The sequence below is a fragment of the Coprobacter fastidiosus genome (genome assembly GCF_982245605.1).
The window spans coordinates 19,675-40,173 of record NZ_CEVCIF010000021.1 but is presented as its reverse complement, the minus strand read 5'-3'; the positions used below and the strand labels follow the sequence as shown (position 1 = coordinate 40,173).

14 protein-coding genes and 1 tRNA gene are annotated in these 20,499 nt (G+C 39.7%); 8 read left to right on the top strand and 7 right to left on the bottom strand.

Translation table 11 applies throughout. The features are described from left to right. Positions 1-77: 77 nt before the first annotated feature. Both AC0UMU_RS07145 and AC0UMU_RS07140 read left to right on the top strand, forming a co-directional pair. Positions 78-152: transfer RNA gene (locus tag AC0UMU_RS07145), tRNA-Pro, on the top strand. Positions 153-276: 124 nt separating this feature from the next. Further along, entirely contained in the window at positions 277-423 is a 147-nt protein-coding gene (locus AC0UMU_RS07140; RefSeq protein WP_288640478.1) for a hypothetical protein, read from the top strand. A 118-nt stretch (positions 424-541) separates the two neighbouring features. Here the strand turns inward: AC0UMU_RS07140 and AC0UMU_RS07135 are convergent, their stop codons facing one another. Continuing rightward, positions 542-1,705, bottom strand: a complete 1,164-nt coding sequence (locus tag AC0UMU_RS07135; RefSeq protein WP_473979903.1) for an IS4 family transposase — start codon at positions 1,703-1,705, stop codon at positions 542-544. A 369-nt stretch (positions 1,706-2,074) separates the two neighbouring features. Between AC0UMU_RS07135 and AC0UMU_RS07130 the strand changes: the two genes are divergently transcribed. The 4 genes from AC0UMU_RS07130 (at position 2,075) to AC0UMU_RS07115 (ending at position 8,373) form a co-directional block, all read left to right on the top strand. Then, entirely contained in the window at positions 2,075-2,677 is a 603-nt protein-coding gene (locus tag AC0UMU_RS07130; protein ID WP_278716785.1) for a hypothetical protein, read from the top strand. A 209-nt stretch (positions 2,678-2,886) separates the two neighbouring features. Beyond that, positions 2,887-5,352 carry a replication restart helicase PriA gene (gene priA, locus AC0UMU_RS07125; RefSeq protein WP_278716783.1) on the top strand — a complete coding sequence of 822 codons (2,466 nt, stop codon included), beginning with the start codon at positions 2,887-2,889 and terminating at the stop codon, positions 5,350-5,352. Positions 5,353-6,117: 765 nt separating this feature from the next. Continuing rightward, a complete protein-coding gene (gene mdh / locus AC0UMU_RS07120) occupies positions 6,118-7,059 on the top strand; it encodes a malate dehydrogenase (RefSeq protein WP_009318078.1) in 942 nt (313 codons plus the stop codon). Positions 7,060-7,374: 315 nt separating this feature from the next. Continuing rightward, positions 7,375-8,373 (top strand): aldose 1-epimerase, encoded by a 999-nt coding sequence (locus AC0UMU_RS07115; protein ID WP_278716781.1) that lies wholly within the window; start codon positions 7,375-7,377, stop codon positions 8,371-8,373. Between the two features lie 77 nt (positions 8,374-8,450). Here AC0UMU_RS07115 and ispF read toward each other — a convergent pair whose 3' ends face one another. From ispF to AC0UMU_RS07090, 5 genes are read right to left on the bottom strand one after another with little or no spacing between them, the layout of a single operon-like run. Further along, positions 8,451-8,927, bottom strand: a complete 477-nt coding sequence (gene ispF / locus AC0UMU_RS07110) for a 2-C-methyl-D-erythritol 2,4-cyclodiphosphate synthase (RefSeq protein WP_122337927.1) — start codon at positions 8,925-8,927, stop codon at positions 8,451-8,453. A 12-nt stretch (positions 8,928-8,939) separates the two neighbouring features. Continuing rightward, positions 8,940-10,142 carry a type IX secretion system outer membrane channel protein PorV gene (gene porV / locus AC0UMU_RS07105; protein WP_009318081.1) on the bottom strand — a complete coding sequence of 401 codons (1,203 nt, stop codon included), beginning with the start codon at positions 10,140-10,142 and terminating at the stop codon, positions 8,940-8,942. A gap of 60 nt (positions 10,143-10,202) precedes the next feature. Beyond that, positions 10,203-13,667 (bottom strand): type IX secretion system sortase PorU, encoded by a 3,465-nt coding sequence (porU, locus tag AC0UMU_RS07100; protein WP_270213796.1) that lies wholly within the window; start codon positions 13,665-13,667, stop codon positions 10,203-10,205. A gap of 35 nt (positions 13,668-13,702) precedes the next feature. Next, positions 13,703-14,317, bottom strand: coding sequence for a fumarylacetoacetate hydrolase family protein (locus tag AC0UMU_RS07095; protein ID WP_009318083.1), 615 nt, complete (start codon positions 14,315-14,317; stop codon positions 13,703-13,705). A 48-nt stretch (positions 14,318-14,365) separates the two neighbouring features. Next, complete coding sequence (locus AC0UMU_RS07090; protein ID WP_009318084.1) at positions 14,366-15,016, bottom strand: redox-sensing transcriptional repressor Rex; 651 nt, start codon at positions 15,014-15,016, stop codon at positions 14,366-14,368. Positions 15,017-15,170: 154 nt separating this feature from the next. Here AC0UMU_RS07090 and AC0UMU_RS07085 point away from each other — a divergent pair, with 154 nt between their 5' ends. Together AC0UMU_RS07085 and AC0UMU_RS07080 are read left to right on the top strand one after the other, a co-directional pair. Continuing rightward, positions 15,171-15,521 carry a translation initiation factor gene (locus AC0UMU_RS07085; RefSeq protein WP_009318085.1) on the top strand — a complete coding sequence of 117 codons (351 nt, stop codon included), beginning with the start codon at positions 15,171-15,173 and terminating at the stop codon, positions 15,519-15,521. A 19-nt stretch (positions 15,522-15,540) separates the two neighbouring features. After that, entirely contained in the window at positions 15,541-18,846 is a 3,306-nt protein-coding gene (locus AC0UMU_RS07080; protein WP_278716778.1) for a UvrD-helicase domain-containing protein, read from the top strand. Between the two features lie 240 nt (positions 18,847-19,086). On the opposite strand, the gene AC0UMU_RS07075 is transcribed toward AC0UMU_RS07080, so the two are convergent. Then, positions 19,087-20,496 (bottom strand): hypothetical protein, encoded by a 1,410-nt coding sequence (locus AC0UMU_RS07075; RefSeq protein ID WP_288640466.1) that lies wholly within the window; start codon positions 20,494-20,496, stop codon positions 19,087-19,089. Positions 20,497-20,499: the final 3 nt, after the last annotated feature.

The following is a 20,499-nucleotide window of genomic DNA, read 5'->3' as shown; positions in this document are numbered from 1 at the left end:
TAAGCCGTATTTCCCTAAATTTTATAGAAAAATTTTGTTGGTAAAAATAAATATACTACTTTTGCCTCACAATTAATCGGGGCGTAGCTCAGTCCGGTTAGAGTACACGTCTGGGGGGCGTGTGGTCGCTGGTTCGAATCCAGTCACCCCGACACACATGGCCATAACTTATTGAATATCAATAAGTTATGGCCATGTCGCTATTTTGTGCCGGGAGAAATACGGGAGAGGGTTGTTAAACATTTGGTCGACTTTTTTAAGCCGGTCGAAAAAAAAATGTCTATACGAAAGAAAAACCAACAATTAGAGAGTATTATCGGATATACTCCTCCGAAATTATACACAGGGAAAAACGGGAAAGACTGGTATATAGGTTTTTATGCTACAATAAACGTCATTCTCTTAATAGAAATCTTTGGATAATTTTGCTATCACTTCAATATAAGAATAATTGCAATTCACAGATTATTATATTATAAAATATTTATAGATAAATAAATCAAATCATTAGTGTCCCGTTAAAATGGGACGAGTTAAATAATTAATCAAATAGTCCCGGAATCAGGGGGTCATTTAGATCTTTGACATCATTGAAATTAGTCTTGTCGAACAGGTCACGCAAGTGGGTTTTGTCAGTCAATGATATGCTGAGAATTTGCAAAACTTCATAAGTTGAGCGTTTCAACTTCATGTCATGTTGGACAATAGCCACAAGACAGTATGTGATAATAGCCACACTGATTTGTATGCGGACGGCGTTCTCTGTTGTGCCCCAGAATTTCTTTATCTTGAGGTGCTGCTTGAGCCATTTGAAGAACAGTTCAATCAACCATCTTTTCGTGTAAAGATTGGCAACATCCAGTGCAGAAAGTTGTTTCGCATTCGTCAGAAAAGTGAACTCACGGTCATCTTCTTCATCGTAATATCGGACGAGTCTGAATGACTCAGGATATTTCTTCCCGGAGAGATAACCGGTCAGTTTCACTTCCGCATCAGTCATTATATTCTTTGGCATCCTTCGTTTCCATTTGACTGTCTTATACTTTAAATTCGTTTTGGCTCTGACAACAAAGAAAGAGTCTGTAAGATGTATCCTATAGAGCTCTTTAAAAGAATCATAAGCCCTGTCGAATATATAATAAGCGTTCGGTTCATAATGGATTGAAGACATTGCTGTAGAATCATGCTTTGATGCAGTGGTTACAGTATAGAAGGCAGGAACTTGTGCTTCAATGTCATATAAGACATGAGCCTTCACTCCTCCTTTCTTGCTTCGGAATTTTGCCCAAGGGAATGTTGCAAGGCATAACGGAATCGTTGTTGAATCAAACGCATATTTCTTTCCGGAAATGTCAAGGATGTTGGTCGTCCGCTTCTCGCAGGCTTCTTTCATCATATAGAATGCAAATTCTTCAAAAATTCTGTAATCACGGTTCTGGTTGGCTGTCGCAAGAGTTGTCTTGGCTATCGGTTCACGACCTAACCCAAGATGATATTGCTTGGCCCTATGCGCCTCGAAAGCAACGATTAAGTCTCGCAGGCTCTCACGGTTACTCAGTTGTCCAAACATCATTGCGAGCATCTGATTCCAACAAGTGAAATGTTTCACATATCGGTTGCCATCATACTTGCGAACATAGTTGTTGAACTGAGTCCTGTTCAGAAAAGCGGTTAGTTGAGAGAATACGTATTTGTCTTGGAACATAGCAGCCATTTGTATTAGATTGCAAAGTTGTAAAATCAAGTCCGTTTCATTTCAAAAAACCGTGTAATTGACTATATTTCAATAATTTCAAAGAACTATTTATCCTCTTTTACGGGTCAGTAGTGTAATCTAATATTTTTCCATTGTTTTAAGGATAAATTCATTATAATTATTTAACTAAATGATCAACAAAGAGAATCGAGTCACCTCATTTTTTTATCAAGTTAGGCATTCATATTTATTTTCTTTTTTACTATATTTGCGTAAAATAAAAAAAACAGAATAAATACATAAAAAATTTGAGAAACAAAGTTTTATCCCCAAAAAACAATTTATACTGTTATTCATTAAACAACAAATAACAATAATATGAACAAATTACTATACATAATCTGCTTTTTTCTAATCTTATCATGCGACCAAAAAGATGATCATGAGCTTGATATAAATTATCAATACGAGGAAGAAAATTCTAAAGAAAAAGACATATATTATCTTATTGTAAATAACTATACACCTTACACTTGCTATGTTGAATGCGATGGCAGAGTTATAATATCTTTAAATCCCAACAAAACAGCAAATAACATAAAAATCTCTACAAAGAACAAATCATTTCAAATATCTTATAAAAACTATCCTTACACTTATTCATACGATGAAAAAGTTCCTGGGAATCAAGGCGAAAAATACATTATCAACATAAAAGATCCGGACTTCCCCGAATGCGAAAAAAAGAAAGTATTTTACGTATCTGTAAAAAATAACGAACAATATACGTATAAAATTTGCACTGAAAGAGGCTCTCTAATATCAAATATCTCTCCAAACGAGACTCGGACCATTACTTTATCCGCAGGGGAGCATATTTTAGAATTCGAACAAGCAGAAGGACATACCTTCCCCCCAACAGTATATTCTAAGATAGTATCGGGAAATTCTTGTGATAATAAAAATATTTCTATTCCGTAATATCAAATGAAACAACATATTTCGTGTAACGTTATAACCCACATTTTAAAAGATAACAGACATCTATAAAGTATCTAAATTTTCCAACAAAATAGTTTAGCAAAGTTTTAAACTGACGCTTCTCAATTTGCAAATTATAAATGAGATGAGCACTATAAATCCGGGGCATTTTACTATTTTTGTCTGACAATTCTAAATCCGTATCAGTCGTGTCCCAATTTGCCGATGTCATATTACCTCTTCCGTTACATAAATATTATACATACCGTATTCCTGCGGAATTAAAAGAAAATTTATCTACCGGAAGCCGGGTTATCGTCCCTTTCGGACGAAAAAAATATTATACGGCTATTGTCATTTTTACTCACAATCATGCACCTGCCGATTATGAGACAAAAGAGATCATCTCTTTATTAGACAATGAACCTATTTTACGGCGTCCTCAACTCAAATTTTGGGAATGGATTGCCGGATATTATTTCTGTTCTGTCGGCGATGTGTATAAAGCGGCATTACCGTCGGGGTTAAAATTAGAAAGCGAAACCTTGGTTTCTCCTAACCCTGATTATGAAGAAAATCCGGACAATCGACTGACAGAAAGGGAGTCAATATTATTAGACACACTAAGCAAGTATCCCAAAATCTCAGTACAAGATCTGGAAAAAGAGAGCGGGTTACGCAATATTTTACCCGTTATTCGTACTCTGCTCGACAAAGAGGCCTTATTCATTACAGAACAGATAAAACGGAAATATCGTCCTAAAACCGAGACATATATAAAACTGACTTTCGGACCAGAAGAACAAGAGAAATTACGGCCCATTTTCGAACAATTAGCTCCTGCCAAGAAACAGCTCAAATTATTGATGGCCTATCTCGAATTGTCATCATTCATGCAAAGAGGGCAATTTAAAGAGGTATCCCGAAACACTCTGCTCGAAAGAGCCGATGTATCCTCATCTGTTCTTTCAGGGCTGATCGACAAAGGAATACTGATCTCTTATAAACGGGAGATAAGCCGGTTAGACACTTCCGGACGGTCTGCCGAGCCTGCTCACGCTCTCAATACAGTACAGCAAAAAGCTCTTGACCAAATACTTCATTCTTTCAAGAATAAAGAGGTTACTTTGCTGCACGGTGTAACTTCCAGCGGTAAGACTGAGATATATATCCACCTGATTCAAGAAGTCATTCAAAAAGGGAGACAGGTGCTTTATCTCGTTCCCGAAATAGCTTTGACCACTCAACTTACAACCCGACTACAACGGGTTTTCGGAGACAGTCTTGCTATTTACCATTCCAAATTTACGGATAACGAACGCGTAGAGATATGGAACAATCTCCTAAAAGACAAGGGAATACGAGTCATTCTCGGAGTGCGATCCTCGATATTTTTGCCTTTCAGAGACTTAGGACTGGTTATTGTAGATGAAGAACACGAAAATACGTATAAACAACAAGATCCTGCTCCACGCTATCATGCCCGTAACGCAGCCATCGTATTGGCATCGATGCACGGCGCAAAAACATTATTAGGAAGTGCAACTCCGGCTTTAGAAAGCTATTATAATGCACAACAAGGGAAATATGGATTCGTAGAACTTACCTCCCGATTCGAAGATATACAATTGCCCCGAATATTAGTAGCCAACACTCAAGAACTTCGTCGTAAAAAACAGATGACCGGCAATATATCTCCTCTGCTTCTCGATGAAGCCAATCAGGCCCTAAAAAGAGGAGAACAAGTCATTTTATTTCAAAACCGTAGAGGTTTCGCCCCGGTAATAGAATGCAAACTTTGCGCATGGGTTCCCAAATGCAAATATTGCGACGTAACGTTAACCTATCATAAACGATATCATCAGCTTACTTGTCATTATTGCGGATATACATGCGAAATTCCCAGACAATGCCCGGCCTGCGGACATACCGAAATCGATATTCGAGGATTCGGGACAGAGCGCATCGAAGAAGATATAGCCCAATATTTTCCGGATTACCAAATCGCCCGTATGGATCTGGACACCACTCGTACACGGAAGGCTTATGAACAACTGATCGAAGACTTCGAACAGCACAAAACTCAAATTCTGGTCGGGACTCAAATGATCACCAAAGGACTGGACTTCGATAATGTAAGCGTAGTCGGTATTTTAAGTGCCGATACAATGATGAATTTCCCTGATTTCAGAGCTCACGAACGGGCATTTCAGCTTATGGCTCAAGTTGCAGGACGCGCCGGACGAAAGAAGCGTCAGGGTACTGTAATTCTGCAAACGGCACAGCCCGAACATCCGCTCATACAACAAGTCATCAACCACGACTACGCAGGAATGTTTCATACGCAATTGAAAGAGCGTCAGCAATTCTCCTATCCCCCTTTCTTTCGGTTGATATATATTTATCTGAAACATAGGGATGAAACAATTCTCAATTCGGTTGCATGTTCTTATGCAACACGTTTACGACAAGTTTTCGCTCATCGCATATTAGGCCCGGATCTTCCTCCCGTTGCCCGGATACAATCTCTATATATCCGCAAAATCGTTCTAAAAGTAGAAAATAATGCATCTATGGCAAAAGTGAGAGAACTCTTATATCAGGCTCAAGACGATATGTTAAAAGACGAACGATTCAAATCTGTTACCGTATATTACGATGTCGATCCTATGTAAGAGCTTGTCTAAATTTTCCAACAGAAAAATATTATCAGGTCATTTTTGCGCTTTCTTCCGGTCTGTTTTCCCGTTTTCACTCGTCAGATAGCCCGCTATCATCCTCCTAAAAACAGAAAAACATCCTCGAAAGAAACTCTCAAAACTGACCCGAGCAAAATTTACGACAGGCTCTAAAAGTTACAATAATACTTTTATTTTGAGTAAACTCAATCCCCCAATAAATAAAAGTTTGATTATCCAACCGATTATCAACGAATAGTTTATAACTTACAAATTACATCGGACTATTAACAATGTTATCAACAATTCATGTTTATAACTCTTCTGATAAAAAATATAACTTAATAAAAATAAAGACATTAACATTATCAACTGTTGTTAATAACAAAAACAGAAGTCCAACGAGTAACCGATTTTTCGACCTGTGTTTTAGCCTCTTTTCCGCAAAGACCGAGTTATTAACGGAACACAATCGGAGTTATTCACAAAAATACCTAACTTATGCACAACACTTGTTCATATCCTTCTCAAAATTAATTTATAATCACCTATATATCTGACAATTAAAATTATCAACAACCGTTCATATCCCCTGTTCATTACTTAATGTCGAATATTCTGATGCAAACCGAATAAAATTAACCCGAATAGATATGATTTATCAAAAATTAAATACGGAAAATTTTCCACAATTAAATATCGTTTGTACATTTGCAATCGTAAAAAAGAGTTTAATTATCAACTAATAAATAAAGAATTATTATGTCAAAAGTAACAGTCGTAGGTGCAGGTAACGTAGGTGCTACATGCGCAAATGTATTGGCTTTTAATGAAGTGGCCGACGAAGTAGTATTGTTGGATATCAAAGAAGGCGTAGCAGAAGGTAAGGCATTGGACATGATGCAGACAGCAACCTTGCTCGGTTTTGATACTCGTATCACAGGAGTTACCAACGATTATACAAAAACCGCAGGATCTGACGTTGTTGTCATTACATCCGGTATTCCTCGTAAACCGGGTATGACTCGCGAAGAATTGATCGGTGTAAATGCAGGGATTGTAAAATCGGTTGCAGCAAGTGTATTAGCACACTCTCCTAACGCAATCATTATCTGCGTAAGCAATCCTATGGACACTATGACTTATTTGATTCAGAAAACTTCGGGACTTCCTAAAAACCGCGTAATCGGTATGGGTGGAGCATTGGACAGCTCTCGTTTCAAATGCTACTTAAGCAAGGCCTTGAATGCCAACCCCAATGAAGTGGAAGGCGTTGTAATCGGCGGTCATGGCGACACGACAATGATTCCTTTAACTCGTCTTGCTACCTATAAAGGTTTGCCGGTATCTCAACTTCTCGATGCCGAAACTTTAGAAAAAGTTGCTGCCGACACTATGGTAGGAGGTGCTACATTGACAAAATTACTAGGAACTTCTGCATGGTATGCTCCGGGTGCGGCTGCTGCATACGTTGTTGAATCTATCCTTCACGATCAGAAAAAAATCGTTCCTTGCAGTGTATATCTGGAAGGCGAATACGGACAGTCAGACATCTGCATAGGCGTTCCGGTTGTTTTGGGTCGCACCGGTTGGGAAAAAGTTGTCGATTTCAAACTTAATGATGCAGAAAAAGAGTTGTTCGAAAAAAGTGCTGCTGCCGTTCACAAGACAAACAGTGTACTTCACGAGATCAAAGCTCTCTAAAAATTACCGTATTTTCGATAATAAAAAGCCTGTTTGCAAGTTGCAACAGGCTTTTTCATTAATAGCCTGTTTAAATCGATAAAATTATATATCCGAATCTTTTGCAACCTATTTTCTCATTCCGGTACACCACACAGTCAACTGCCGCCTTTAACTTCTTCCGAAAGGAACTCCCAAACCTGACCCGAGTAAAATCTAGCAGGTTTCAAAACCAGATTTTAAACACAAATAACCATTTTTCATACATCAAGGTTAACGGATATTTGTACTTTTGGAAAAATAAGATCAATTGTCACCAACTAATACAAAAGAAATATGCAAATCGAAAAAATTGATTTTTACGGAATGTCAGCCATTCATTTCGAAGCAGGCGGATATGAAGCAATTATGATTCCCGAAATCGGGGCTAATGTCGTTAAACTAAGCCATAAAGCTTCCGGCACAAATATATTGCGAACTCCGGCAGAAGACGAAATAGAGACTTTCAAAGGACGACCTCAAGTATTCGGACTTCCGCTTTTATTCCCTCCTAACCGTATCGAGGACGGAACTTATTCATTCGAGAACCGTACATACAAATATCCGATTACCATTCCCGCTCAGAACAATTACCATCATGGGATCATTAAATCCCAGCCGTTTATAATTACCCGGACAGAAACCGGAAATGACTACGTAGAAATAGAGGCTTCTTATTTCTCTAACTTATTTAATGATCCCATTTATAAACATTTTCCTCATGAATTCATTTGCCGCATGATTTTCCGACTGTCGGCAGAAGGTTTAAAACAAACTACCGTTTTCATCAATCAAAGCAAAGAAAATATGCCTATAGGCATGGGATTCCACACTCCTATCAATGTTCCCTTCACAACAAACGGAAAGCGAAACAACTATAAACTGAAACTGTCGGTGGGAAAACGCTTGGAAATGAGCGAACGTTCGCTCCCGACCGGAAAACTCAACGACTTGAACGAAGAAGAAGCTCTACTGCGCACCGAGGGTCTTTATCCTTTCGGCAAAGCAATAGAATGGGCTTTGACTAACGAACCGCTATCGATAGACGGGAAAAACTATAACGGAGCTATTCTGACCGATACAGAAAAAGGAATAAGCGTATTCTATGAAACCGACGAGCAATTTAAACACTGGACTCTCTGGAACAACGGTGGCGAAGTTCCCTATGTATGTCCTGAACCGCAAAGCTGGGCAACGAACGCTCCGAACTTGAAACTGCCGGCACAACTCACCGGTTTTCAATTTATAGAACCCGGAAAAGAGTGGAAAGCCGTAACACGGTTATATGTGAAATAGATAACTCATATACAAAAAACAGTCGCCTGAAAAACAGCGGCTGTTTTTTTGTGTACAAACAATAGTATTCAAATAAATTATTTTTGCAACAGCACCGTGGCATAGGCCGAAATACCTTCTTCTCGCCCTGTGAATCCAAGCTTCTCTGTTGTTGTAGCTTTTATAGATATATCCTCTTCATCAACTTCCATAACTTCTGCCAGACACTTCTTCATTGCCGGAATATGAGGATTTAATTTGGGCCGCTCGGCACAAACCGTAATATCTGCATTACCTATTTGGTATCCCTTATCTCTAATCATCTTAACCGTATCTCGCAACAGAATTTTACTATCTATATTTTTATACTCTCCTGCCGTATCCGGAAAATGAAAGCCGATGTCCCGCATATTGGCTGCCCCCAACAAAGCATCGCATAGGGCATGAATCAAAACATCCGCATCCGAATGCCCGAGCAAACCGCACGAATGTTCTATGCGAATGCCTCCTAACCAAAGTTCCCGGCCTTCGACCAACCGATGAACATCAAAACCGAAGCCTACCCTTATCTTCATTTGTCTCTTTTATCAACGTCTTCTACGTCCGACTAAATCTTTTATCCCATCCATATCGAACGAAAGGGAAAAACGCAGAGTTTGATCTAACGGGCTACTCTGTGCAGTAGCAACTACATAAGCGGCATCCAGCCGAAGGACCTTAAGTGCAAATCCTGCTCCGAAAGTAAAATATTTACGATTCCCCTTATACTTGTTTTCATTATAATATCCGGCCCTCAGAAAAAATTGATTGTTATATGCATACTCTGCACCTACCGAAAAATTTATCTCTTGAAGCTCTTCTTTAAATCCTCCGGGAGCATCTGAAAACGATTTGAAAATTCCGCTGATGGGAGATGTACTTTGATACTTCTCTTTTGCAGCTTCATAAGCTTCTCTATCTTCGTTTCCCTCTACATCCAGATAATCTTCTTGTCTTGGAGCTGCAGGTACTAACAGCTTATTCAAATCAAGACTCAACGACAACGTATTATAATCAGCCAAAGGGAAAAGGAAAGTCGTCCCCAAACGCAAGTTCGTCGGCAAAAAAGCGCTGTTATTTCCGCCGTCATACGAAACTTTAGAACCGATATTGGAAATATTAAATCCCCATGACCACTGGCACTCGCTCCGTCCTACAATAGGATAAAAAGTCTGATAACCGGATATATCCGCAGCGAAAGCCGCCGCCCCTTTCATTCCCTCGGTCTCATCATAAGCTAAATCTGAATAGATAAACCGGAAGACGACACCCATTGAAAAACTTTGTGACAATTTTCTGGAATAACCGAGGTCAAAGGCCATCTCATACGGATTTATAGAATTCGTTATATTTCCGCCATCATCTGTAATATTGATCGATCCCAAAGAAAAATAACGCAATGAAGCACTCAATGCCTGTAAATCGCTACTGCCGAATTTCCAATAACCGGCCACATACGCTAAATTAATATCATTGACCAATTTACGCAGCCATGGAGTATAAGATACAGAAACTCCCGCACGGCTGAATGCAAAAGCATATTTTGCAGGATTCCAATATTGAGAGTTCACGTCAGGATCGGTAGCAGCTCCCAAGTCTCCCATAGATCCGCCTCGAGCATCCGGAGCAATACCCAAAGAGGTTACTCCCGTGTTAATCGGATTAAATTTATTCTTAACATCGTTCTGAGCAAACGAAGTAAAACAAGCTCCCAGAAAAGCAATTACCAAAAAACTTCGTATCCGGTTCATAAATATATTTCTCTCTTTTCTATTTTATTTCTCCTTAATAAAAACTGTATTCAAAGGCTTTTATTGTGCAACGACTATGATTTTTTTAGTCTTGGTAGCCTCCTTACTGCCTTCTGTCGAGATATACGCCCGATAAAGATATACACCGGGCGCAACCCGTCTTCCGGCTTTATCGGTCAGATTCCAAACGATCGGTTGAGAAGTCCACATATCGGAAAGTCCGTCATCCGAATAAGTCCATAGTTCTGTACCCATCAAATTATAAATAGACAGCCTTAATTGTATATTCATATTCGGACGATCATGCTTCAAATAAAACTCTGCATATTCCGACACCGGATTTTTTTGAGGATAAAGATCGAATATCTGGGGTTTCATACCCGGTACGACAACAAACGAAGTTGTCTTTTCCGTAGAATTACCTTCCGTATCCCAAACCTTAAACGTCAAAGTATGTGATCCTGCCGGTAAAGACGGTAATTGATACATTACTGTTCCTCGCCCGAATTCACCTACCACCGGATCAAAGTAGTTATTAACAATATATTCTTGAGCCGAAGAATGGTCGATCGTTACCGTCATATTGTGCCCGATACCGATTCCAGAAATATTTATTCCCGATTCATCTTCCACATCGGCAATAAACACAGGTTCTTCATTTACCTTATCGCCATAACTGAATGTCTCGCTATTCAGATACATAGAATGGATAATCGGACCTTCCGTATCCGCCTCGACATCATTATCCATGTCTCCTACGACAAACTGCTCATTCGATCCTTGTGCTTCACGTCCTTGCTCATCATACCCGTACAAATTCAATAATCCGGTCTCCGAGGAATAATTCAGTTCTACAGGCATTTTAAACTCAAATTCAAACTCTCCGTTCCGAACCGAATCTTTACCGGAATATAACATATTCGCACGTTCATAAAACGTAAAGGGTACATCGCTTTCAAAACCATTCGTCGTTATCTCTTTCTTCGAATCATATAACCGGGGATATACCAAACCGTTAAAATCTTCTTTCTTTTCGCCTGTAGTATGATCCCGCACTTCTCCTTTCATTTTTACCCAAGAACGTGCTTTCAGAGTCTGTAAATCTGAAGTTTCGTCAATCGGATCTCCGTTAATCTCGGTAATTACCATCTTATATTCAGGATAAGCCAACCGAAGCGCAGGGTCTCCCAAAAGAATAAAATTCAATTTGTTCAGATCTCTTTCATACGGACGAACTCCATCCGAATTGACATATTCGGCAACAGCCTTCTTCGCAACACGCATCACATCTCCCAAGCGGTATCTCGAGCCGTCCGCATCCCGTTCGAAGATATTTTCGATCAACATTTTATTTAGAATGGCATTCTTTTCCATATATACCACTCGAGTCGTCGTAAAAAGGGCGATTCCTCCGCCTTTTGAATTCAGGAACAACTCTTCTCCTCCAGAATTGGATTTGTCATCGAACCGGCTGAAATCGCAAGTTGCCGTAATCCATAACGGAAGACGCTTCAAATAAAGTTTCCGAATATCCGACATTTCCAAAATCTTCTCCGCCGTCCAGCTTGTAGAACTCCCATGCCCGCAAAAATTGATAAAGAGTAACCCATCGTCCAACAAATCGAACATACGTTTCTTTGCATCAGGGTAAGTACCTCCGCTCGCAGAACTTACCCGGGTATAAGCATCGAGATAAACTTTATACGGGAAAAATTCAGGATATTTCGACTCTATTTTATCGCACAACTCATCAGCCAATTCCATATGATCCGAATTATTTCCGTCATCGGCTACAAAACAAAGATTATTTTTCCATACTCCGAAATTTTTGTTTTGTCCATATTCGATTACCTTATCCACGGCAACGGTCGCCTCGGCTAACGTTCGTACCGGGAAACGTCCGATACTAATATCCTGTTTATCAGCCAGTAGATTCGCGCCATCCGTGTCTTTCAAAAAACCGAAATAGTCATCCGTTACATAAGACGTACGTTCATCTAAGCTCGACTCTGACTGAAAAGTTAATAAAAACGGATACTTATAGCCTTGCCATTCACTCGTAATCAAACGATTATCATACGTACCGTCTCCAAAAAGCAGCAAATAACGCGGTCTCAAATCTTCATTTCCTTCAGCCCGGTCATAAAACATCTTCATAAAGCGCCTGTACGCTGTCGCATCAGGAGTTCCGGAAGAAAACTCATTGTAAATCTGTTCCGGATATACAATTAAATACGACATATCGTCTTCCGATTCATGGAATTTTCCCAAACGTTCGGCTTGTGAGTAAAATTCCGGCGGAACTATAATAACCAGATCGGCACGGCTGTAACCATGCAAATTCTGGTTCGACACAATTCCTACATACTCAGGAGACGGGAATGTCCGTGCAGCATCGAATGCGACATACTCTTTTAATCCTACCGACTGAGGAACAAACCACAAGCATCCGTCATGTTGTGAACTTTCGATAGATACAGGATTTTGAAGATCGGTTATATCCCAAATCCGAGGATCTGAAGATCCTGATACATTAACGGCATATTTTAATAATGTATTGCGGGATTTCAAATTTCGGAATGCAACGATCCCGTCATAAATTTTCAGATCCCGTTCCATATTCAATCGAATAAAATCGAGTCGCGCCGTAGAGGCCTGACTCCCTTCGAATTGTATCGTAATACGGTCGGGATTATCGGGATCTCTCACCCATGTTTTGGTAGTAGACGTAGAACGTCCGCTTGCATAAGTAGCTTCTTGGCTATTATTCAAAATCGCATAAACCCTATCCTGAGAAGATTGAGAAAGAGAGACATCGTTGTGCTTGATCTTTATCTGTCCGGCAATAGTATTGGAATTTGAGGCCAAAGCTTTAACAACAAAATCGATCTGCATCGAAACCGGAGTCTCCGTAATTCCCGGAATATCGAATGTAAAAGTTCTGATTTGTTCATAAATAAAATCTTCACCATAAAATTTTCGGCCTGTACGTCCTAAATTAATAAGTTCCTGTTCATGCAAAGCATAGTCATTGAAGACATTCACAGTTGTCGCACTCATAGACTCGTTTGCGGAGACTGTCTCCATCGTTCGAGGCTGGTCATCATTTTCGGACAAAAAATAATATCCATACTGTGAATAAGGATTTCTTTCGTGTGTAAACGTCGAACTGCCGGCCGTCCATTTCACGACTCCCTGTGCATAGAAAATCATCCGCTCTCCGTAACGCATCACCGGCACTTCAGGCAAATCGTCGATATAAGGCTTTTGAAAGTCCTCCGGCAGCATTGCTCCGCCATATCCGTAAAGTTTCACTTTTGCCGGATCGACAAATCCCCATGCCCGCAAATCGGCATAAGAAATCTGATATATACCGCTCTCCGATATTCTGATTTTTACCCAATAACCGGAATTTAATTTTGATATTCCGGTATATCGGTCAGACTGTGCATTCAACATTTCCGGGAAAAAGAAAATGCCAAAAGACAGTAACAAAAAAAATAAAACAACGGTATTCTTTCTCATTTTTATAATTCTAAGCAACAGAAATTTCTACCGGTCTATTTCACACGGAAATCCAATACTTTACGGTCTCCCAGAAATCCCTGCAAATGATCGTCTATCGCCACCGGTCCTACACCTTTCGGTGTTCCCGTATAAATCAGATCTCCTATCTTAAGCGTATAAAAACGACTTACATACGCAATAATTTCATCTACCGGGAAAATCATATCTATTGTATTTCCCTGCTGTACCGTTTCTCCGTTAATTTGCAATGAAAAGGCAAGATTTTGTATTTCTCCAGCCTGATCAAGCGAGACAAAATCTCCGACAACTGCCGAAGAATCAAAACCCTTGGATATTTCCCACGGAGCTCCTTCACTTCGCAGCCGGGATTGTAAATCCCGTGCCGTAAAATCGATGCCGACAGTAACAGCATCATAATAACGGTGAGCAAAGCGCGGAGCTATATTCTTTCCCAACCGACAAATATGAACCACGATTTCTGTTTCATATTCTATTTTGTTCGAAAAATCCGGAAGAAAAAACGGCTTGTGATCCTTTAATAAAGCCGTTTCGGGTTTCAGAAATATAACCGGTTCTTTTGGTAATAACGTACGATTCATCTCTTTATTGTGATCGAGATAATTCCAACCTACGGCAATAATTTTCATTCTGAAGTATTTATAAGACTTCCGGAATAAAAAACCGGAAAGTATTTTTTATTTTTTAAGATTATTCAGTCTATTGAACATAACGGCAAGGTGTGCATAAATAGAAGTATTCTGAACGACAATATGTTTTGGCACACGTATTCTGAACGGAGTAAAATTCCAGATAGCCTTAACTCCTCCCGCGATCATACTTTCAGCAGTCTCCTGTGCACGTTCTACCGGGACCGTCAAAATACCGATGTGCGCATTCAACTCTTTTTGCCGTTCCTCAAACTCCGACACATGATATACCGGTATACCATTAATAAAAGTTCCTGCCAACTCTTCTTTTATATCAAATCCGGCAATCACATTCATTCCGTACTGCGCCAGACCCGAATCCTGAAGCAATGCAGCACCCAGACTGCCGACTCCGAAAATGACAGCCTTATGAACATCTGTGAATCCGAGAAAATCTTCCAACACCGAAACTAAAGACTCCACCTCATATCCTACACGGGTCTTACCCGATATGTTGATAAACGAAAGATCCTTAGCTATCTGTGAAGCATCGACATTAATATCTTTCGATATTTGCGTAGAAGACACATATTCGACCCCTCTGTCTTTAAGGAGTTTTACATACGCTAAATACCAAGGCAACCGCCTCAAAGACGGCTCAGGCAACTTAATCGTTATCTTTGAATTATCTCCAGCCATTCATCTGTTGTTTTCTGAATAATACAAAAGTAATAAATTTTTTCGTAAACTATATATTTTGTTTGGCTACGTTCACGATCTGTATTAAATTTGAAAACAAATATACCGTATATCGGCTACAACCCGATAATCTCATTCTTTAAAATAGCGAACAATGGCAAAAAATAATAATGACTGGAAAGATCGCCTGAATGTCGTTTATTCGACAAATCCCGATTTTTCGTACGATACCGGAGAAACAGAAGAACCGGAGACTCAAGCTCCGGAAAAACAACCGTTGAAAATACAACTCGACAAACGTAACCGAAACGGAAAATCGGTAACGTTGATCACAGGATTCTCCGGGAAAGAAGAAGACCTCAAAGAGTTAGGAAAAACATTAAAGACAAAATGCGGAGTCGGAGGATCAAGTAAAGACGGAGAAATCCTTATACAAGGGGATTTTCGTGCTAAGGTATTGGAAATTCTGAAAAAAGAAGGCTATACGAAAGCCCGGATTATTTAGAGTCTAAATAAATATCGATATGCTCCATGTTTACAGAGCTTCAGCCGGGTCGGGGAAAACCTATAAGCTGACATTAGAATACCTCAAATTGTTATTATCTCCTGTTCGTCCCAATAACGAACCGATATTGCCATCGGAACGGAACAAGGCTTTTCAACATATCCTTGCCGTAACCTTCACCAATAAAGCGACAGAAGAGATGAAGCGGCGCATTATCGAAAAACTCGATATTCTGGCTCATCGAACTTCCGAATCGGAATATTTAAATGACCTGTTGGGGCAAGACGGAATCCCGGCAAGCATCGAAAAACTTCAAAAAAGAGCTTCAGAAATTTTATTTACCCTTCTGCACGATTTCTCGGGTTTCAATATCAGTACTATCGACAAGTTTTTTCAACAAACGACACGGGCGTTCACTCGAGAAATCGGTTTGCAAGGCGGATACAATACCGAAATAGACAATAGTCATGTGCTTACGGAAGCCATAGACCGGATGTTTTTCGATCTCGAAAATCCTGAAAATAAAGATCTGCTAAACTGGCTGATCCGATTTTCCGAGGAGCAGGTCGAAGGAGGAAAAAGCTGGGGAATACAACGAAATATCGTCCAGTTGGCACAAGAAATATTTAAAGAAGAATATAAATCGCACAGTTCGGAAATACGCCATTTCATGGCGGATAAAGATCTATTAAGAGCATATATCAAAAAACTGAATATCATAAAACAAGACTTCGAGTCCGAAAGTCGGAAAATAGCAAGAAAAGCCACCGAAATAATGAAAAAAGCGGGACTACCTCCTGAAGACCTGAAAGGCGGTAACCGTTCTCCGTTTAAAGAGTTTTCCAAATGGGCGGACGGTAACATAAAAGAACCGAACGCTTCATTTACACAACTATCCGACAATATCGAAAACTGGACGACAAAAAAAACTTCTCCCGACATTATTACAAAAGTTCGGGAAATATATCCGGAATTAAACGAATATATCAAACAGATTATCGCTTGCTATAACGCTTATCCATTTTATATATCGGTAATGGAAACACGCCGCTATATTTACACATTAGGGATTTTGAGCGACATCGACAAACACATTCAGACATACGAAAAAGAACACAATATCCTTCTTTTGTCCGATACCACCGAATTGCTCAACCGAATCATCGATGGTAGCGATACGCCTTTCGTATATGAAAAAACCGGTAACCGGATCGACCATTTTATGATCGATGAGTTTCAAGACACCTCGCGGATGCAGTGGAATAATTTCTTTCCGTTGATTAAGGAGAGTAATGATAAAGGCGGCCGTAACCTCATCGTGGGGGATGTAAAACAAAGTATTTATCGATGGAGAAATTCAGACTGGAAACTGCTGAATGACGAACTGGGCAACCAATTCAAGAAGCCGGAAGAACTGAACGACCATGTATTGGGGACGAACTGGCGAAGTTGTATAAATGTCATACAGTTCAACAATTCGTTTTTCAGGAAAGCATCATTCTTACTTCAAGAATCTTTACAAAAAGAAATAGCCGATACCCCTGCCAATGTACACATCGACTCCGAATATGCCGAGAAGATCGGGAAAGCATACCGAGATATATACCAACATATATCCCCTAAAAATAAAGAAAAAAAAGGCCATGTAAAAGTAATGTTCTTGGAAACCGAGACGGAAGAAGGAGAAAAAATAGATTGGAAAAATCGGGCGACAGAACTACTTCCGCAAACCTTAAAAGAACTTCAAGATAAAAATATCTCGTTAAAGGACATTGCCATTCTGGTCAGAAGCAAAGCTGAAGGCAGCCTTGTTGCAGATTGTCTTTTAAAAGCCAAAGCCGAGAATAACGATTCTACATATCGCTTCGATATTATTTCGGACGAAGCTCTTTTCATCCACAATGCCCCGATTGTCAAACTGGTAATCGGTATTTTAAACTACCTGCAAAATCCAGAGACGGAAATAAACCGGATACTTGCCGTATATGAATATTCGACAACGCACCGGAATCTCCCTCCGGAAACAGCTCTCGCCTCTTATTTTGCAGAAAAGGAGAAAGAATTATCGCATCATTTCGATCCTGAAATCGTCAGGGAACTCGAACAATTGAGAAACACGCCATTATTCGAAATGTGCGAAAAAATTATCAGTTTGTTTCCTCCCTCCGGAGAACGAAATGAAAGTATATTCATTCAGGCATTCCAGGATATCGTACTCGACTATACAACAAATCATTCGGCCGATCCCGCCTCTTTTTTACAATGGTGGAACGAACAAGGGATAAAGAAAACCATAACAACACCCGACTCCCAAAATGCAATTCGTATCATGACGATCCATAAATCGAAAGGATTGGAATTCAAAGCCGTTATCATCCCGTTCTGCGATTGGGAAATCGATCACAACCCGCATCACGAAAACATACTTTGGTGCAACCAAAAAGAACCTCTGGATGACATTCCGCTTGTCCCGATACGTTATGGATCGATCTTGAAAAAAAGCCTTTATGCCGATGCATACTTCAACGAAAAGATGCACGCCTACATCGACAATCTCAACATTGCATATGTAGCTTTTACCCGGGCGGAAGACGAACTGTTGCTCTTTACTCCGAAACCTAAGAAAGAAGGGACTTTCGGCTCTCTTTCCCGATTGCTATATTATTGTGTCAATCCCGAAAATGAAATAAACTGTCCGGAGGAAAAAGACAAACCGATAATCGATTTATCTGCCTATTATGATCCTGAAAAGAACTGTTATGAAGCCGGAGAGACATGGGAAAATCTACAAACAGCAAAAGAAAAACAGAAAATTAAAACAATGCCCGAATATCGGTCTGCCGATCCTGGCAAACGTCTTCAACTACGGCTACACGGGAAAGGCTATTTCGGAGACAGTCACGAACGGCAACACGGCAATCTCATGCACGAAATTCTCAGCAACGTCCGCTATGCAGAAGATATTCACAACGCCGTTTTACCATATATATTTAACGGGCAACTCAGCCATGAAGAAGGAGTCGTCTTAGAAAAAAAATTAAAAACATGGTTAGATCAACCTGAAGTTGCCCCATGGTTTTCTCCCGATACACAAATTATCAACGAAACGGAAATTTTACAGCAAAAAGGGACATTCCTCCGTCCGGATCGGGTAGTCATTTCCGGAGAAGAAGTTTCTGTAATCGACTATAAATTCGGGAATATTCAGAAAAAAAGCTATCATAAACAAGTGATCCGGTATATATCCCTCATAAAAGAAATGGGATTCTCCCAAGTAAAAGGTTATATCTGGTATGTCGAATTAGGGAAAATCGTACCCGTATAGAGTATCTCAATTTTGCTTGGTCAAGTTCGAGAGTCTCTTTTGAAAATATTTTCCTGTTTTTACGAAAAGGATAATGGGTTATTTGACGAGTAGAAACAAAAAAACAGGCTAGGAAAAACACAAAAATGATCGGATAACATTCCTTTATCAGGAAATTTAATGGCTTTCAACAACAAAAAGATTGTCCGTCAAAAATTCTCACAGGACTTTTAACGGACAAATCTTTTCTCACAACTCATATCAGAAAATCACCTTCTCCGACTTTCCTCCATAAGAAACTATATAAGCACCCGAAAAATTAGAAAAATCTATCACATCTCCGGCTACAACATCAATTGTCTTTACTAACTGTCCGCTACCGGCAGCATATACATTCAGTTTAGATCCGGTATCGGCCAAAATACAAACACTCTTGCCCTTCAAACTCCATTCGTTATTAGAGACTTTCGGGACAGATACACTTTCTGTATTATCCAATACCTTTATCGATACAGTATAGCAGCCCAGCTCTTTATTCACGTTATTAACCAAAGTTATCCGATCAATACGCATTACTCCTACGACCTTACTTCCGGCAGTTGAATTTTCATCGGTTTTAAAAAGAATGACATCTCCTTCGGCAGCAGGTTTTATCGTCCCTTTTCCGATCGTCTCCGGATCGATAGCCGCTATTTCAGATGCTGTTACATTATCGAAATCAATATCGTCGGCAGCCAAAAAACGAGTTGCATTCGTCGTTTCCGCAGTCAATAAAGATTGTAATGTATTTCCTTCGGCATCTTTATATTGAGAGTTTTTTGAATCTCCGTTTTCCATACTATACACACGAGGTTCGGAATCAGCTCCCTGCAAATGAAGTTTTATATCCACATTCCTAAAATTAGATTTAGCCTCATCTACGGTATATGATTTCAAATCTTTTATCGAAAGAAGAGAGCCTATACCTTCATACCCTTCAACTGTTCCTGTAGAAAATCCATAAGTACCAACTTTCACAACGCCATAACGGAATCCCGTAGTTTCTACTTTTGCCGGTTTCACCACTTTAATAGACACGGTAATCACCCCTTTACTGCTGGTCTCATTCTCTTTTACGATAGAATGAACTTTCATCAATCCCAAACGGTCAGCAGCTTTTGAAGTCTCTGCCGTTTTAAATACGATAACGTCCCCTTCATTCACAGGATTCACAGCATTCGTCCCTGTAAATGACAGACTCTTCAACTGATCAACAGTAGCCGCATCAAAATCAACACCTTTAACGGCCATAAAACGAGTTGCATTTTTTACCGTAAAATCGGCCTGAGTTTTATCTCCGCTTTTATATTCCGAATCTTTCGTGTTATTACCGCCATCCATACTATACAGACGTACCGTTGCATTATTACTTCCTCCCATAATATAGAATTTCATATCTATATTATTCTCCTGTACACCGAAAACATCATCAAAAGCATAGGTTTTCAAATCATTTACCGAAATAAACGCAAACGATTCGGGATAATCGACCGGTGCAGTCTGTACATAATTCTGGCTACCGACCACCAAATTTTCAACAAAATCAAAACCATCTGTCACAACAGCGGCTTGTGTTGCAGAAACAGCGGCCATAACGACTATTCCTGCCAAAAAGAGTCTAAATCTTTTCATAAT

What these genes read in the sequence shown, in the direction of transcription:
- AC0UMU_RS07140 (WP_288640478.1), top strand. Translation starts at nt 277, where the DNA reads ATGTCTATACGAAAGAAAAACCAACAATTAGAGAGTATTATCGGATAT.
- AC0UMU_RS07135 (WP_473979903.1), bottom strand. Translation starts at nt 1,705, where the DNA reads ATGTTCCAAGACAAATACGTATTCTCTCAACTAACCGCTTTTCTGAAC.
- AC0UMU_RS07130 (WP_278716785.1), top strand. Translation starts at nt 2,075, where the DNA reads ATGAACAAATTACTATACATAATCTGCTTTTTTCTAATCTTATCATGC.
- mdh (WP_009318078.1), top strand. Translation starts at nt 6,118, where the DNA reads ATGTCAAAAGTAACAGTCGTAGGTGCAGGTAACGTAGGTGCTACATGC.
- AC0UMU_RS07115 (WP_278716781.1), top strand. Translation starts at nt 7,375, where the DNA reads ATGCAAATCGAAAAAATTGATTTTTACGGAATGTCAGCCATTCATTTC.
- ispF (WP_122337927.1), bottom strand. Translation starts at nt 8,927, where the DNA reads ATGAAGATAAGGGTAGGCTTCGGTTTTGATGTTCATCGGTTGGTCGAA.
- porV (WP_009318081.1), bottom strand. Translation starts at nt 10,142, where the DNA reads ATGAACCGGATACGAAGTTTTTTGGTAATTGCTTTTCTGGGAGCTTGT.
- porU (WP_270213796.1), bottom strand. Translation starts at nt 13,667, where the DNA reads ATGAGAAAGAATACCGTTGTTTTATTTTTTTTGTTACTGTCTTTTGGC.
- AC0UMU_RS07095 (WP_009318083.1), bottom strand. Translation starts at nt 14,317, where the DNA reads ATGAAAATTATTGCCGTAGGTTGGAATTATCTCGATCACAATAAAGAG.
- AC0UMU_RS07090 (WP_009318084.1), bottom strand. Translation starts at nt 15,016, where the DNA reads ATGGCTGGAGATAATTCAAAGATAACGATTAAGTTGCCTGAGCCGTCT.
- AC0UMU_RS07085 (WP_009318085.1), top strand. Translation starts at nt 15,171, where the DNA reads ATGGCAAAAAATAATAATGACTGGAAAGATCGCCTGAATGTCGTTTAT.
- AC0UMU_RS07080 (WP_278716778.1), top strand. Translation starts at nt 15,541, where the DNA reads ATGCTCCATGTTTACAGAGCTTCAGCCGGGTCGGGGAAAACCTATAAG.
- AC0UMU_RS07075 (WP_288640466.1), bottom strand. Translation starts at nt 20,496, where the DNA reads ATGAAAAGATTTAGACTCTTTTTGGCAGGAATAGTCGTTATGGCCGCT.